Source organism: Pandoraea soli, from assembly GCF_902459595.1.
Lineage (GTDB): Bacteria > Pseudomonadota > Gammaproteobacteria > Burkholderiales > Burkholderiaceae > Pandoraea > Pandoraea cepalis.
Window position 1 is genome coordinate 56437 of sequence record NZ_CABPSG010000001.1, and the last position, 15754, is coordinate 72190.

Here is a 15754-nt window from a genome sequence, read left to right on the forward strand (position 1 = left end):
TTCTTCCATGCATCCATATACGAAATACTTTCCCCAGCGGGCCGAAGGCGATCGGCTCGACGTGGTGCCGCTGTTGATGGCGGGGCTGCACGCCACGTCGGCCAAGCCGGTCGTCGTGTTCGAAGGCGAAGCCATCGATCGGGCCCAGATGGCCGCGCGCGTGGGCGCCATGCAGGGCTGGCTCGCCGCGCAAGGCCTCGTGCCGGGCGACCGCGTGGCGGTCATGCTGGGTAACAGTTCGGCGCAGGTGGCGTTGATCTACGCGCTCATGCTCTCCGGGCTGGTGTGGGTGCCCGTCAACACACGCCTGAAGGGCGACGGCATCGAGTATTTGCTCGGCCACGCCAAGCCGACACTGCTCATTGCCGAACCGGCCTTCGCCGACGTGCTCGACGCCGGTGCCACCCTCGCGGCACAGCAGCCGGGGCACCACGGGACGCGCGTCGTTCGTCACTGGCTCGCGGAAGTCATGACCCAGGCCGCCGCTTACACGGGTACCGCGCCGGCGGCGGCGGAGCTCGCGCCTGCGTCGGTACTGTGCATCATCTACACCTCGGGCACCACCGGCGCGCCCAAGGGCGTGCTGTTCACGCACCGTATGATGCGCATCGCCAGTGAGGCGGCGCTGCGTGTGGCCAATGCGCACGACGGCGACCGGCTGTTCCTGTGGGAGCCGCTATGCCATATCGGCGGTGCCCAGATGCTGCTGCTGCCCTTTCTCGCCGATGTCGAGATGCATGTGGTGGAGCGATTCTCGGCCAGCCGCTTCTGGCAGCAATGCGCGACCGCGCAGGCCACGCATCTGCACTATCTCGGCGGTATCCTGGACATCCTCATGCAACTGCCGCGCGACGCCCAGCCGGTACGGAACTCGTTGCGCGTGGCGTGGGGCGCGGGCGTGTCGGCGAGCGCCTGGCAAGCCACGCGCGAGCGCCTGCAATGCACGTTGCGCGAATGCTATGGAATGACGGAATGTTCGAGCTTCGCCACCCTCAACGATGCGCAAGTGCCGGGCTCGATCGGTCACGCCCTGCCGTGGCTGACGCTGGAGTTGCTCGACGACGCCGGCCAGCCCGTGCCCGACGGAGAACCTGGTGAGATCGTGCTGTCGAGCGAGGTGGAAGGCGTCTTCCTGCCGGGCTATCTCGATAATCCGGAAGCCACCTCGAAGGCGTTGCGCGACGGCAAGCTCTTTACGGGCGACAGTGCGCGGCGTAGCGACGACGGCAGCCTGGTCTTCATCGGCCGGCGCACGGACAGCATGCGCGTGCGTGGCGAGAACGTGTCCGCCTGGGAGATCGAGCGCGTGTTTGCGCGACATCCGGCGGTGGCGGCCTGTGCCGCCATTGGGGTGGCAAGCGACATCGGGGAGCAGGACGTGATGCTTTACGTTCAGTTTCGCGATGGCCAGACGCTCGATTGGACGGTACTCGCGCAATGGGCCGCCGACAAACTCGCCAGCTACCAGCGACCGCGTTACTATCGCGCCACCGAACGTTTCGAGACGACGCCGTCGGAGCGCATCCGCAAGCATCTGCTCTCGCGCGATACCTCGCAGGCGTGGGAGCTCACGGCGGCAACGTAACCCATGAGGGCAGGACGGCCGTCACGGTCATCGGCACGATGATGATCACGATAACCGTGATTCTTGTGTTATCGGTATAAGATAGATTGTTATTTTTATGAGATAATTCGTCTCTGCCTGCCCCATTCCATCGATATCGTGGCCACCTCCAAGACACCCCGCACCCGCGCCAAAGCGGCAACCGCCAGCGAGATAGCGGCCGCCACCGCCCCATCGACCGAATCCACGCTTTACGTGCAGTCCGTGGAAAAGGCGATGAAGGTGTTGACGGCGTTCGACGGGTCGAAGCGCCATCTGTCGCTCTCCGAAATCGCGTCGGCCACGGGGTTGGACATCAGCGCGGCGCAGCGTTTCACCTTTACGCTCTCGGCATTGGGCTATCTGCTCAAGGACCCGCAGAGCAAGAAGTACGAACTCTCGCCGAAGCTGCTGGACTTCACGTATCACTACCTCGTCTCGAACGAACTCGTCAGCCGCGCCGCCCCGTATCTTCAGCAACTCGCTGCGGAAACCGAGGAGGCGACGAACCTGACGGTGCGGCTCGACACGGACATCGTGTTCGTGCTGCGCATTGTGAGCCGCAGCGTGTTCAATGCGAATGTCATCGTCGGCTCGCGCCTGCCGGCCTATTGCACGGCACCTGGGCTGGCGTTGCTGGCCACGCTCGACGATGCCGAGGTCGACGACATTCTCGCGCGCACGAATCTCGTGCAGTTCACGCCGGCGACCGTGGCGCAGCCGCGCAAGATCAAGGAACGGCTCGCGCGCATTCGCAAACAGGGATATGCGCACACCGAAGACGAATTCTTCATGGGCGACATTTCGACGGCAGCGGCCGTGGTGAACCAGGACGGCCGGGCCATCGGGGCGATCAACATTGCCGTGCCGCGCGTGCGGTGGAACGCCGAACGCGACGAACGGCGCTTCGCCGATCTCGTGATCCAGACGGCCGGCGCGTTGTCGGCGCGGCGTCGCCAGGAGAGCTGACGCCGCGTCAGTCGGCCGCCACGTGCACGATCTCGTCGTGCTTGTCGATCTCGCCGGGGGTGCGCTTTTTCAGCCGAATGAAGAGTAGCAGCGGCATGACGGCGATCGTGAGCGCCATCATCAGTCGGAAGTCGTCCAGGTAGGCGATCATCGCCGCCTGTCGCGTGACTTCCGCATTCAGGGCGGCCATCGCCGCGGCACCGTACGTCTGCACGTAAGCCTCCACGCCTTGTGTAAACGGCGTAATGCGCTCCGAGAGCACCGCATGATTGACTTGCGTGTTCTGGGTGAGCAGCGTCTGCACGACCGAGATACCGATACTGCTGCCGATGTTGCGCGACAGACTGTAGATGGCGGCGCCGTCCGCGCGCAGCGTGCCGGCGAGCGTGGCAAACGTGACCGTGGTGAGCGGCACGAAAACGAAGCCGAGACCGAAACCCTGAATGACCCCCGGCCAGACAATGTCAGACGGCCGCAGCGTGAGCGAGTAACCGGCCATCAGATACAGCGAATAGGCGGTGAGTCCGAAGCCGAAACCCAGCAGGTAGCGAACGTCGACCTTGCCGACCAGGCGTCCGACGATCAGCATGGCGGCCATCGTCCCGGCGCCGGAGGGCGCCGTCACCATCCCGGTGAGAATCGCGGGGTAGCCGAACAGACTTTGCAGCATCGGCGGGAGCAGGGCACGCGTGGCGTAGAGAATGATGCCGACGACAAAGATGTAGACGACGCCTGTGTTGAAGTTTCGGTCACGCAGCAACGCGCGGTCGAAGAACGAATGCTCGCCGGCCGTCCACGTGTGGATGACGAAGTACGCAAAGCAGATGATGGCGCCGAGCATCTCCAGCCAGATCTCGGTGGCGTTCAGCCAATCCTGCTGTTCCCCGCGATCGAGCAGCAGTTGCAGCAGGCCGATGGCCAGACTGAGGGTGACGAAACCGAGCACATCGAATTTCCCGGCCTTCTGCTCCGGCGGCTCTCTCAGATAAGCAGCAATGCCGAGAAACGCGATCAACCCGATGGGCAGGTTGATGTAGAACACCCAGCGCCAGTTGTAGCTGTCGGTAAGCCAGCCGCCGAGCGACGGGCCGAGAATCGGCCCGACCATCACGCCCATGCCGAACACCGCCATCGCCGAGCCGTGCTTGTGCGGCGGGTTGATGTCGAGCATGGTCGCCTGCGACAGCGGCACGAGCGCCGCGCCGCAAATCCCCTGGAACAGCCGGGCGGCCACGATTTCCGTGAGCGAATGCGCCATGCCGCACAAGGCCGAGGCGATCGTGAAGCCGGCGACGGACCACAGGAAGACGCGCCGGCGCCCGAAGCGCGCACAGAGCGTGCCGGTGAGCGGCGTGGCGATGGCGGCCGCCACGATATAGGACGTCAATACCCAGGTGATCGAGTCCTGCGAGGCGGAAAGACTGCCCTGCATGTGGGGGAGTGCCACGTTGGCGATGGTGCTGTCGAGTGTCTGCAACACCGTCGCGAGCATAACGGACAGGCTGACGAGCGAGCGATGCTTGCCCGGATCGTCCGCTGTTTCGGGGGGTGACACGCTCATTTCTTTGCTGGATCGTGATGGTTATCGTGACGGCGGTGCGACGCATCGATGCGTCGCACGCGTTGTCTCCCGCGCCGGCGGCTTACTCCGGCGCGGCTTCTTCGCCGCGGCGTGCCGGTGGCGGGCATTCGGATTCGGCGCGCGTCAGGTTCGTCAGCACCTTGCCCAGCAAGCGCGACAGTTCGCCCCGCTCGGCTGGCGTGAGGTCGGCCAGCGCTTCGCGTTCGGTGGCATTGGCGAACGCGACGATCATGTCGATCTTGGCCTCCGAGGCCTCCGTCAGATAAAGCAGGTGGGCGCGTTTGTCGTTCGGATCCCGTTCGCGCCGCACGAGTCCCTTGTCCCTGAGCCGGTCCAGCAGTCTCACCAGCGCCATCGGCGTCAACTCCATGCGTTCGGCCAGTTCGGCCTGTGTCTGGACCCCATAGCGATGCAACATGACCAGCACGCGGCATTGCGCACGCGTGAGGTCGAAGTTGCCGCGGGCACGCCGGTCGAACAGGCGCGAATGAACGCGCGCGACGTCGTGTACCAGCGTGCCGAAACGGGAAGACCAATCGATTTTCGGCATATCGGAGGGCGTGCCGGGGGCGCCGTTGGGCAGTCCCGGCCAGGTCATTTAGTAAACAGGTTTATCATTTTGCCAGAGTCTTTCTTCGGACTGCAACTGTCGCAAATAGGTGACACCCAAACTCGCCCCCCAAAGGCGCCGAAACGCGGTCGGCCGGTTTCGCCCGATGCGACGCGGGTTCCCGGGCGGCGAGCACGATCTCCGGCCAGACGCCGTTGCGCCGCCCGTGAAAATCTGAAAAAGCCAAGAAAAATAAGCACTTGACACTTCGCCTTGGCGGGTCAAGAAAGGATATGTGCGATGCATCGGCGAGCCCGCCCGTGCATGGCACTCATCCTCTATTGACCTTAAGGAGTATCAATCATGTTTGACCTTGCCCACGCCTCCGATGTCCTGTCCATCGCCCCGACCGACCTGCCGTCCGGCCAACGTCGTCCCACGTCGTTGTCGGCCCCGGTGCAGGCCCCGGCGCCCGATCTCGATACCCTGCGCGAAGAACGTCTGCCCTTCATCGTCACCATCGCGAGCGACGATGCCGCGTTGCGCGACGCGGTCGCCATGCGTCAGGCCGCCTACGGTCGCCACCTTCCCGATCTGGCCGCCACGTTGAACGAGCCGGAGCCCAGCGACCGCGAGCCGGGGGCCATCGTGCTCGTGGCGCGCGCGCGGCTCGACGGCGCGGTCCTTGGCACGATGCGTATCCAGACCAACCGTTACCAGCCGTTGCATCTCGAAGATTCGGCGCCGTTGCCCCAGTGGCTGGACAGCGCCGCGCTGGCCGAGGCGACGCGTCTGGGCGTGGTGGCCGGGCCGGCGGGACGTGTCGTCAAGACCGCACTGTTCAAGGCGTTCTATCAGTATTGCCTGCTGTCCGATGTCGACTGGATGGTGATTACGGCGCGTCCGCCGCTGCATCGGCAGTATGAAGCCCTGATGTTTATCGATGTGTTTCCGTCGCAAGCCCTGATCCCGATGGCACACGTCGGCGGTATCGGACACCGCGTGCTGGCGCTCGACGTGGCGCAGGCACGCACGCGTTGGCAGGCGGCGGAGCATCCTTTGTTCGCCTATATGTGCCTCACCCATCATCCCGACCTGCGGCTGGGGGTGCCCGGAATGCAGGACGTTGTGCGGGCGTCATCGGGCGAAGCCAGTGTTGGCGCGCATTTGCGGGATTTATCTTTTGGTGGCGACGCGGTACGATGCGGTGCATCAGGCTTCAGCTTGTCGGTGTAATGCCGTTATTCGAACTAACGTTATCCCGTCGCCTGCCGCATTCGGTTTTTTCGGCGATGGCGATAACGCGCAAGACGGGCAAAAGAGACCTGCCCGTGTCGGCCTGCATCGGGGTCGCACGGGCCAGGACCGGCCCGGCCGGCAGGGCGTGCCGAGGGGTACGCCTTGCCCGGCGATGATCGCGGGGGCGACCAACAAGATAAGGGCTTAAGATTTCTATGGCGGGGGAACTCGGCAACGAGCGTGACGATTACAGCCGCAATTCGACCGATTTCGCCGACGAGTGGGCGGAACGCTCCGGTACGCGGCGCCGCTGGCGCGTGAGCGCGCGGCTCGACGAGCTTTTTCGCACCATTTCGCTGTACGCCGTTCCCGCCGCCATCATGCTCCTCTCGGGCCTGGTGCTGGTGTTCCAGGAGAGCCAGTACGCCGTGCGCGGCGAAACATCATTGACCTTTCAGGCGAAAGGCGATGTGCCCGCGACGTTCGGCCCGCCGATGGTGCAGAGCGTCCTTGAGCGCGCGCCCGCCGTTCGGCAGTTCAGCACGCATCTGTCCGAGGCGCCGGTGTGGTTCCGCGTCACCGTGCCGCCCGTGGGTGCCGCCCAACATACGGTCATCGAATTTCCCTCGCGCCACGCGCAAACGCTGATCTGCTGGCGCAACCCCGACGCCCCGGCCATCGGACGCGCGGACCGCAGCGCCGTGCGCGGGGCGATCCGAATGTCGAAAGCGGGCTTTGCTATCGATCTCGGGCAACTCGTGGCGCCGGTAACGCTCCTCTGCGAGGGCACATTCACCGGGCCGGCGCATCTCACGCTGGTAGCCTGGCCGGCGTCCGAACTGAATGTCTCCGAACGGGAGTTCCATCGCAGCAACGGCTTGCTCGAAGGCGGTCTGCTGACGCTTTCGGCATTCGTGCTCGTCACCGCCATCATCAACAAGGAATGGCTCTATGTCCTGTTCGCGGCGTGGCTGATCGGCAACTTGCGGCTCGCGGCAAACTCGCTCGGGGCCGACACGCAATGGCTGGAACGCGCCATTCCGACCGACCTTGACGCCCTGGTGCGCAAGGCGACGTTCGCCATCTACTACGTGCTGACCTATTCACTGTTCACGCAGCTCTTCAAGCGGGAGTTGCGCCGCATCGGCTGGCGGTGGATGGTGATGGTGCTGCAATGGGCCGGCGTGGTGCTCTGCTGCGCGGCCATCGCATTGCCGTATGCGCATTTCATCCCCGTGCTGTGGGTTGTGGCCGCCCTGGGCATCGCCATCGTCCTGGTGCTGCTGACCCGCATTCTCGTGCTGACGCGCTCGCGGGTCGCGATGTGGTACAGCGCGTCGCTGTCCATCGTCCTGTTTGCCACGTTTTCCGAAGTGATCGCCGCCGCGTTCAATGTGCGCGCGTTGGCGACGGCGTTCAACAGCGTGACTGCGGCGCTGTTCTCTAGCCTCATGGCGGCGCTGGCCATCGCCGAGCAGATGCGGGCCGAGCACCAGGGCAAGCTCGAAGCCCAGACCGAACTGCGCAACGCTTACGACGTGACGCCCGTCGGTCTGTTCACCCTCGACGATCAGGGTATTTTCGTTCGTGGCAACGCGGCGTTGCACACCATGCTGGGCATTCCCAATACCGAAGGGCGAGCGTTCCGCTGGGACCAGTTCTTCGGCCAGAGCACGTGGCGCATGCTGCTCGATGTCGCGCAGCACAGCGAGGAATCGGAACTCGAAATTCTCTCGCTACCCCGCGACGACGGCCGCACCAGCCGCTATCTCGTCAAGGCTATTTTTTCCGCAGGTCGAATCGAAGGCTCGTTGCAGGACATCACCGAACGGGCTCGCACGATGGAGCAATTGCGCTATCTGGCGGAGAACGACCCGCTCACCGGTGTCTCGAACCGGCGCGGCATCGAAAAGGCGCTTGCCGAGGCGATTCGTACCTTATCCGACGCCCGGCCGGCGGCACTGGCGTATCTCGATCTGGACCGGTTCAAGCTCGTGAACGATCTGTTCGGTCACGCGGCGGGCGATGAGGTGCTGCGCCAGGCATGCGACCGGATGCGCGCGCGCCTGTCGACGGATCAGAGCGTGGGTCGTACCGGCGGCGATGAGTTCATTGTGGTGTTTCGCGATGCAACGATCAAGGAGGCGGCCGCCGTGGCGCGGCGTCTGGTCGACGCGATTTGCGGCGAGCCGTATCAGATCGGGGAGCGTGCGTTCCAGGTGCGCGCGTCGGCCGGGGTCATCGAGCTGACGGCCGATATGCGGGTGCCCGACGCGATTTCGTCGGCCGACCGCGCCTGTCGCGAAGCCAAGAAGAGTCGCCGAGAGCTGGTGGTCTACGAGCGCGGGGCCGCGGCATTTCGTGAGCGCCTCGCCGAATTGCGGTTGATCGATGCGCTCGACGCCGGGCTCACGCCCAACACGCTGTTTCTCGAAATGCAGCCGATCATGGAGATGGCGTCGCCCGGCGAGTCGCTCAACTTCGAGGTGCTGCTGCGCATGCGCGATTCCGACGGCAATATCGTACCGGCCTCGCGTGTCATCAGCGCGGCCGAGGAGAACGGCAGCATCGGCATGATCGATAAATGGGTGCTGACGAACACGCTCGCCTGGATCGACTTTAACCGCGACCGTCTCACAAAAACACGATTTGTCTGCGTCAATCTGTCGGGGGCGTCGCTCAACGACGAACATTTCATTCGGGACATCTTCGCCACACTGGCGGCCCATGAGCGTGCGGTCGGGTTGCTGTGCATCGAGATCACGGAAACCGTGGCATTGCACGATCTCGACAATACGCGTCGCTTTGTCGATAGGATTCACCAAATGGGCGGGCGCATCGCGCTCGACGACTTCGGTGCGGGCTTCAGTTCTTTCTCATACCTGAAGGATCTCGCGGTCGACGCCATCAAGATCGACGGCGCGTTCGTGAAAAGCATGGCGGCGCATCCGGCCAATCTGGCGATCGTCGAAGCGATTGTGGCGCTGGCGAAGAATCTCGGGATTCGCAGCGTCGCGGAGTGGGTGGAAGACGCCGCAACGCTTGAAGCCTTGTCGGAACTGGGGGTCGACTATGTCCAGGGGTTCCTGATTGCGCGCCCGCAAACGCCTGAGGCTATTCTGGCCGCCGACTCGGCCATCAGTTTCGTTCGCGATCCGCAATTGGCGTCATTGCTGGTCGAGTTGGGGGATGCGTTCTACCCGCGTCATCGCAGCAACTCGACGTTGCACTGATTCGATTCTCCCGACGCGACGCTTCGACAGTCCGTCGGCGAGGTGCGTCCGTCAGCCGATGAAAGTCGCATCAGTCGACGATTTGTCGTGCGAATTATCTGTATTTTCCGCAATACTGTATTGCCCGCCCGACTCCCGTGCGGCACTCCGTCCGCAGTACCCAATCTGCCGGAAACCCCCATGAATCGGGCGTTTTCGCGTCAAGCCATTTTTTTCTGGGCGTCATCAAAACGTAACCCGAAGTAAGAATTCCAATTGGAATAAATCTTGTCCCCGATAAAGGCCGGGTGGCAGAATCAACGCATCGACGTGGTGGAGCGCATCCTCCATGCGCCGGCGAGCCGTTTCCGTGGGCGGGGCATGACGCGGAATGCAATGCGGCGCATCGGCGTTCGGCAAATGACAGGCACGCGATATGCAACGGGGTTAGGACCGCGCACATTCACGAGATGCGCGCGGCGCAACCGTATGACCTAGCCAGAACAACGACAATGATCTCGACGCTTCTCAAACTCGTCTACCGCTACAGCCATACCGCGAAGTGGCGGCACAACGAACGCCTCTGGCCGCACGCGCGCATCGAGCGCGACGCCATGGGGGCCATCGAGCGCTTTACGTGGCGCTCGCGCCGGGTGCCACTCGTTCGGCGCGCCGAATTGCAGCGCCTGCGCCGCTTGCCGTGCCACATCATCGCCAGCGGCCCGTCGGTTGCCGATATCGATTACGAAGCGCTGCCGATGCATCACGTCATGGGCGTGAATGGGGCCATCGCGCTGACCGACCACGCGCCGGTCAAATTCAATTTCTATTGCATTCTCGACGCCGGTTTCGTGCGTCAGCGTCCTGACCTGGCGCGCCGCGTCGTGGCGCGTGATCTGGTGTTGTTCGTCACGCCCGTCGTGCTCGCCCGTCTGCTGGACACATTCCCGGCGTCGGCGTTCGGGTGCCGCTTCTATCTTGTGGACGATATCTTCAAGCGCGGGATGGACGCGGCCAGGACCCCCGAAGCCCTGCGTGCAGATCCGCAGGTCGCGGCAAGCGCGACGTTCCTGGGCGAGCAGGGCCGCCTCGGTTACAGCTTCGATCTCGATCATGGCTTCTTCCACGGTGGCACCGTGGCGTATTTCGCACTTCAGGTGGCGACATGGCTCGGCTTCACCGAGTTGTATCTACATGGGGTCGATCTGCGCGACGCCGCGCAGACGCCACGCTTCTACGAGACGCTGCAAACGCGTGCACCGACGCGGTTGGACGTGGAGTTCTCCAGCCTGATCGAACCGTCGTTCCGCCACGCGGCGGCGGTCTTGCGCGCACGCGGTGTGCGCGTCGAGAACCTGTCGTACGCGAGCGCGCTGGGGGAGGACATCTTCGCCAAGGTCGACTGGCGCGCGCTGCGTCGCCGAAACCTGAGTCTGGTCGTGCCGGACGCCGGCGGCGAAAGCGCCGGTCTTGGCACCCTGCCGACGTGGCGTTCGACCGGCACGCACGGGCGGCCGTAACGTCTGCCACGCGCGGCACCCACGCCAGACGACGCGCGAAAGTCCTTGCCGAGAGGGCCTCCGCACGGTGGTCTACCTGCTACAATCGCACTCCGGGTTTTCCTGAAGCACGAGCGATTATGGGGTTTGGCTGGTTCGGACTGTCGACGTTTTGGTTGCTGGCGTTGTGCTGGCCTGGCGTGCGGGGTCTGCTTGGCGGTGAGATACGAATCTTCGGCCCCGGCACGCTGCGCATGCTGCTCGGTATACCGCTCGCGATCGGATCGAGTGCCACGCTCGCCGCGCTGACGGGCGGGGAGGGCAACACCGCGGGTGGCAGCGTCGGCGAATCCCTGTCTCACGGCTTGCACGTCGCGTTGGGCGGTACGCTCGCGATGGGCGTGGCGAGCTTCGTCCTGCTCTTTTCCCTTCCGCTGGTCTTCGGCACCACTTGGTGGGGCATGTTCGCGCGCGGCAAATCGTCCGACGACGATACCGAGGCGCCCGCCTACGAATCGCGTTTCGATGGCGCCGCCCGCGAGCCGGCGCGGGGTCTCTCGCACATGTCGTTCGACACGAGTGAGCGTGGTGAGCGATTTACGCCCACGCTCGGACAAGGACATCACGACGTCGGCCGCCTGAGGGAAGACCCACTGCCGCGCCGCCGTGGTCTGGCGGCACAGCCGCGCTGGAAGTTGTCCGACGAGGAGCGCGCGCGGCTCGACGCCATGCGACCGCCGCCGTTGAGGGTACCGGGTGCGCCGCGCACCGAGCCGTCGTTTGCGAATGGCGCGCGACTTCGTCCGACAGGCAAGGGCGCCACGGTGGGACGTGCAGGGACCGCCGTGGCTGCCACCGTCGCCTCCGCAGCGACCACGCGGGCGAGCGGGGCTTCCGTATCCGCGGCTTCGGTGAGGACCGCGACATCCGTTGTGTCGACCGCTCCCTCTAGTGTTGCTGCGCCGCTCACGGCAACCAAGGCAGGCATGCCCGCGAAGCCGCCTACGCCCGCCGATCCCCTGAATTTGACGTCGATTTCTGGGGCGACGGGATATCGCCGCCCCGTGGGCGTCGCGCCCGCCCATCTGCGCGGCACGATCGTGCATAGCCCGTTCCGCAAGCCGCAGCTCGGGCTTGAAGAAATGCCGCCACGGGGGGCGCCGCCTGTCGCGTCGTCCCCGGCGGATGCCGGGACGCCGGTGATCGCCGACACGTCGGCCAACGTTGCGGCGTCGGGCGCTGTCGCGCGTCACCCGGCGGCGCCTGCGATGCGGGGGGCCGCGTCCTGGTCCGCGACCGACGCTGCCTCACCGCTTTGCGCGCCCGTCTCCGCATTTTCGCCCGTCGATTTGTCGGCGAAGGACGTCCAGGCGCTCGCCGTCGAAGCCTTGCCGCTCGAGCCGACCCCGGAGGTGCTGGCCCAGCAAGCGGCCGCGCGTGCCGCCGAACAGGCGCGCGTGCAGGCATTGGCCGTGCTGCGCGACGAGACACAAGCGTTGCTTCGCGACTTACGTCAATGGTCAGCATCCGACATGGTGCAGGCCGGCGATGCACCCGCGATGGCATCGGTTTATCCGGTGACCGCTGTCGATCGCCCGGAAAGCGTCGCGATAGGCGAGGAACCCTTGAGCACGGAAGCGACGAACGCTATCGAATCCGTCGCCATTGACGCTGCATCCTTAGACCTACCCGACACGCCGGAGGCCGAAGCGTCCGCATCGAAGCCGCATTACGTCTTGCGCGCCGACGGTACGTGGGCGCGTGCCGATGAGCCGCCCCATCCCACCCATCCGGCCTACGCTCCGCAGACGCACGACGATGCCGTCGCGTCATTGCCGCCAACCTTGCCGCCGCCTGCGGCCGCCGTGCCTGCGATTCCGGCGGTCGCCGCATCGGTGCCGATCGGCATGGCGACGACGGCTGAGTCGCGCGCCGCCAGCTTCTCGGGGAACACCCCCTACGAACTTGCGCCGCCGCGCGTCGTCATCGATTACGACTTGCCGCCGCTCGACCTGCTGTCGCCCGTGACGTCGCAGGATGTCGCCAATGTCGTCTCCGACGAAGCGCTCGCGGCCGTGAGCCAGTTGATCGAGCAACGTCTGGCCGAATTCAAGGTGCCCGTCACGGTGGTCGGCGCGTCGGCCGGCCCGGTCATCACGCGTTTCGAAGTCGAACCGGCGGTGGGGGTGCGCGGGGCGCAGGTCGTCGGACTCGTGAGGGATCTGGCGCGAGCGCTGGGCGTGACGTCGATCCGCGTGGTCGAGACGATTCCCGGCAAGACCTGCATGGGACTGGAACTGCCCAACGCGCAGCGGCAAATGATTCGGCTGTCCGAAATCCTGACCGCCCCCGTATTCGACGCCCATCGCTCGCACCTTGCGCTCGCCATGGGCAAGGACATCACGGGTGAGCCTGTCGTGGCCGATCTGGCGCGTGCGCCGCACCTGCTGGTGGCGGGCACGACCGGCTCGGGCAAGTCGGTGGCCGTCAACGCGATGATCCTGTCGTTGCTCTACAAGGCAACCCCGGACGACGTGCGCCTCATCATGATCGATCCGAAGATGTTGGAGCTATCCGTCTACGGCGGCATTCCGCACTTGCTCGCCCCGGTCGTGACCGACATGAAGCAGGCGGCGCATGCCCTGAACTGGTGCGTGGGCGAGATGGAAAAGCGTTACCGGCTGATGTCCGCGCTCGGCGTGCGCAATCTGGCCGGATACAACGAGAAGATCGATGCCGCGCGCGCGGCGGGCGACAAGGTGCGCAACCCGTTTTCGCTCACCCCCGACGCGCCGGAGCCGCTGGACCGTCTGCCGTTCATCGTCGTGGTCATCGACGAGTTGGCGGATCTCATGATGGTGGCGGGCAAGAAGATCGAAGAACTGATCGCGCGGCTTGCGCAGAAAGCGCGCGCGGCGGGTATTCACCTGATTCTCGCGACCCAGCGACCTTCGGTCGACGTGATTACCGGCCTCATCAAGGCGAACATTCCGACGCGGGTGGCTTTTCAGGTGTCGTCTAAGATCGATTCGCGCACGATTCTCGACCAAATGGGCGCGGAATCGTTGCTGGGGCAGGGCGACATGCTGTTCCTGCCGCCGGGCACGGGGTATCCGCAACGCGTTCACGGGGCGTTCGTTGCCGACGACGAGGTGCATCGCGTCGTCCAGCACTGGCAGCAATATGGCGAGCCGGACTACGACGAAGCGATCCTCGCGGGCGACCCGAGCGAGGCCGCTTCCACCGATCTGTTTGGCGAGTCGTCGGGCGATGCCGAGGCCGATCCGCTCTACGACGACGCGGCGGCATTCGTGCTGAATTCCCGTCGTGCCTCGATCTCCGCGGTGCAGCGGCAATTGCGCATCGGCTACAACCGCGCCGCCCGTCTCATCGAGCAGATGGAGGCGGCCGGCCTCGTCAGTCCGATGGGGCGAAACGGCGCGCGCGAAGTGATTGCACCGGGCGACTAATCGCCATCGCTTACACCTGCCTTACGACCCGCCCCCCGAGTCGAACTCTTTGGCACTCCGTGCCGATCTCAAGACACGCGCCACCCGTGGCGCGTGCCGTCAAACCCCTTGGAAACCCGCGCCAATTGGCGATAGCAGCGCGTATACCCTCGCGAGCGTAGGGGTATTCCCGCCTTTGCGGGTAAAACTCAGCGAACACATAATCGGCGCGCTAGCTTGGTCGTTCAAGGCGTGCGGTACGGTATCGCCCCGACACGAATTACAACATCGGGGGGATGCGGCGGGGGGAATTCGACTCGCGCGTCGCGCATTCTACGGCAGGGCCTGCGACATCAGGAAATCGCAGCAGAAAAGCGTCATATCGAAACGCATCGCACCGAAGGAGACCCTTATGCAATTCCGATTCAAGGTCATGGCTGGCGCCGTGGCATTTGCCCTGTCCGCCTCGATGGCTGTGGCGGCCGATCCGATCAAGATTGGCGTATCCGGCCCGTTCACCGGCGGCTCGTCGTCGATGGGCGTTTCCATGCGCGACGGCGTGCGTCTCGCCGCATCGGAAATCAACAAGTCGGGTGGCGTGCTGGGCCGCCAGATCGTGCTGGTCGAGCGCGACGAAGAAGCGAAGAACGAGCGCGGCGTGCAGGTCGCGCAGGAACTGATCAACAAGGAAAAGGTGGTCGCGACCGTCGGCTTCATCAATACGGGCGTGGCGCTCGCCTCCCAGCGTTTCTATCAAGACGCCAAGATTCCGGTGTTCAACAACGTGGCGACCGGCACGGTCATCACCCAGCAATTCAAACCGCCTCAGTACGCCGATAACTACGTCTTCCGCAACTCGGCCAAGGACAGCATTCAGGCGCCGATGATCGTGGAAGAGGCGATTACGCGCCGTGGCTTCAAGAAGCCGGCGATTCTCGCCGACTCGACCAACTACGGCCAGCTCGGACGCGAAGATCTGGAAAAGGCGCTCGCCGCCAAGGGCATCAAGCCGGTGGCTGAAGAGAAGTTCAACATCAAGGACGTCGATATGACGGCCCAGTTGCTCAAGGCCAAGCAGGCCGGCGCTGACGTCATCCTCACATACGGTATCGGCCCGGAACTGGCGCAGATCGCCAACGGCATGGCCAAGCTCGGCTGGAAGCTGCCGCTGGTCGGCAGCTGGACGCTCGCGATGTCGAACTACATCGACAACTCGGGCGCGAACGGCGAAGGTGCCCGTATGCCGCAAACGTTCATCCAGGAGCCCAACACGCCCAAGCGCAAGGCCTTCATCGACGCGTATCTGGCCATGTTCAAGCCGAAGAACAACCGCATCGACTCGGCGGTGTCGGCGGCGCAGGGCTACGACTCGGTCTACCTGCTGGCCGCGGCCATCAAGCAGGCCGGCAGCACCGACGGCCCGAAGGTACGTGCCGCGCTCGAAGACCTGAAGGCGCCGGTCGACGGCGTGGTCACGACCTACGATCACCCATTCACGCATGATGATCACGACGCCATCACTGCCAATATTCCGGTGATGGGCGAAGTGAAGGGCGGCCGTGTCGTGTATGCCTACGACAGCGATCTGAAGGCGGGCAGCAAGGTCCGCGAGAAGGCCGCGAAGTAATTCGCCCTCTCACTCCCTGGCATT

Annotated in this window: 9 protein-coding genes; 7 read left to right on the forward strand and 2 right to left on the reverse strand. The window is 64.6% G+C overall.

What is annotated here, in order from left to right:
* Positions 1 to 7 precede the first annotated feature (7 nt).
* Together PSO31014_RS00235 and PSO31014_RS00240 are read left to right on the forward strand one after the other, a co-directional pair.
* Entirely contained in the window at positions 8 to 1585 is a 1578-nt protein-coding gene (locus PSO31014_RS00235; RefSeq protein ID WP_150550373.1) for an AMP-binding protein, read from the forward strand.
* 192 nt (positions 1586 to 1777) lie between these two features.
* Entirely contained in the window at positions 1778 to 2572 is a 795-nt protein-coding gene (locus PSO31014_RS00240; RefSeq protein WP_246176212.1) for an IclR family transcriptional regulator, read from the forward strand.
* 7 nt (positions 2573 to 2579) lie between these two features.
* On the opposite strand, the gene PSO31014_RS00245 is transcribed toward PSO31014_RS00240, so the two are convergent.
* Positions 2580 to 4133 (reverse strand): MDR family MFS transporter, encoded by a 1554-nt coding sequence (locus PSO31014_RS00245; RefSeq protein ID WP_150549769.1) that lies wholly within the window; start codon positions 4131 to 4133, stop codon positions 2580 to 2582.
* A gap of 82 nt (positions 4134 to 4215) precedes the next feature.
* Complete coding sequence (locus tag PSO31014_RS00250; RefSeq protein ID WP_217424897.1) at positions 4216 to 4704, reverse strand: MarR family winged helix-turn-helix transcriptional regulator; 489 nt, start codon at positions 4702 to 4704, stop codon at positions 4216 to 4218.
* Positions 4705 to 5067: 363 nt separating this feature from the next.
* Between PSO31014_RS00250 and PSO31014_RS00255 the strand changes: the two genes are divergently transcribed.
* The 5 genes from PSO31014_RS00255 (at position 5068) to PSO31014_RS00275 (ending at position 15730) form a co-directional block, all read left to right on the forward strand.
* Positions 5068 to 5940, forward strand: a complete 873-nt coding sequence (locus PSO31014_RS00255; RefSeq protein ID WP_150549771.1) for an N-acyl amino acid synthase FeeM domain-containing protein — start codon at positions 5068 to 5070, stop codon at positions 5938 to 5940.
* Between the two features lie 218 nt (positions 5941 to 6158).
* Positions 6159 to 9176 (forward strand): putative bifunctional diguanylate cyclase/phosphodiesterase, encoded by a 3018-nt coding sequence (locus PSO31014_RS00260; protein WP_150549772.1) that lies wholly within the window; start codon positions 6159 to 6161, stop codon positions 9174 to 9176.
* Positions 9177 to 9667: 491 nt separating this feature from the next.
* Positions 9668 to 10675, forward strand: a complete 1008-nt coding sequence (locus PSO31014_RS00265; protein ID WP_150549773.1) for a hypothetical protein — start codon at positions 9668 to 9670, stop codon at positions 10673 to 10675.
* A gap of 119 nt (positions 10676 to 10794) precedes the next feature.
* Positions 10795 to 14124, forward strand: a complete 3330-nt coding sequence (locus PSO31014_RS00270; RefSeq protein ID WP_150549774.1) for an FtsK/SpoIIIE family DNA translocase — start codon at positions 10795 to 10797, stop codon at positions 14122 to 14124.
* Positions 14125 to 14515: 391 nt separating this feature from the next.
* Positions 14516 to 15730: an ABC transporter substrate-binding protein gene (locus PSO31014_RS00275; protein WP_150549775.1), complete on the forward strand. Its 1215-nt coding sequence runs from the start codon at positions 14516 to 14518 to the stop codon at positions 15728 to 15730.
* Positions 15731 to 15754: the final 24 nt, after the last annotated feature.

What these genes read in the sequence shown, in the direction of transcription:
- PSO31014_RS00235 (WP_150550373.1), top strand. Translation starts at nt 8, where the DNA reads ATGCATCCATATACGAAATACTTTCCCCAGCGGGCCGAAGGCGATCGG.
- PSO31014_RS00245 (WP_150549769.1), bottom strand. Translation starts at nt 4,133, where the DNA reads ATGAGCGTGTCACCCCCCGAAACAGCGGACGATCCGGGCAAGCATCGC.
- PSO31014_RS00250 (WP_217424897.1), bottom strand. Translation starts at nt 4,704, where the DNA reads ATGCCGAAAATCGATTGGTCTTCCCGTTTCGGCACGCTGGTACACGAC.
- PSO31014_RS00255 (WP_150549771.1), top strand. Translation starts at nt 5,068, where the DNA reads ATGTTTGACCTTGCCCACGCCTCCGATGTCCTGTCCATCGCCCCGACC.
- PSO31014_RS00260 (WP_150549772.1), top strand. Translation starts at nt 6,159, where the DNA reads ATGGCGGGGGAACTCGGCAACGAGCGTGACGATTACAGCCGCAATTCG.
- PSO31014_RS00265 (WP_150549773.1), top strand. Translation starts at nt 9,668, where the DNA reads ATGATCTCGACGCTTCTCAAACTCGTCTACCGCTACAGCCATACCGCG.
- PSO31014_RS00270 (WP_150549774.1), top strand. Translation starts at nt 10,795, where the DNA reads ATGGGGTTTGGCTGGTTCGGACTGTCGACGTTTTGGTTGCTGGCGTTG.
- PSO31014_RS00275 (WP_150549775.1), top strand. Translation starts at nt 14,516, where the DNA reads ATGCAATTCCGATTCAAGGTCATGGCTGGCGCCGTGGCATTTGCCCTG.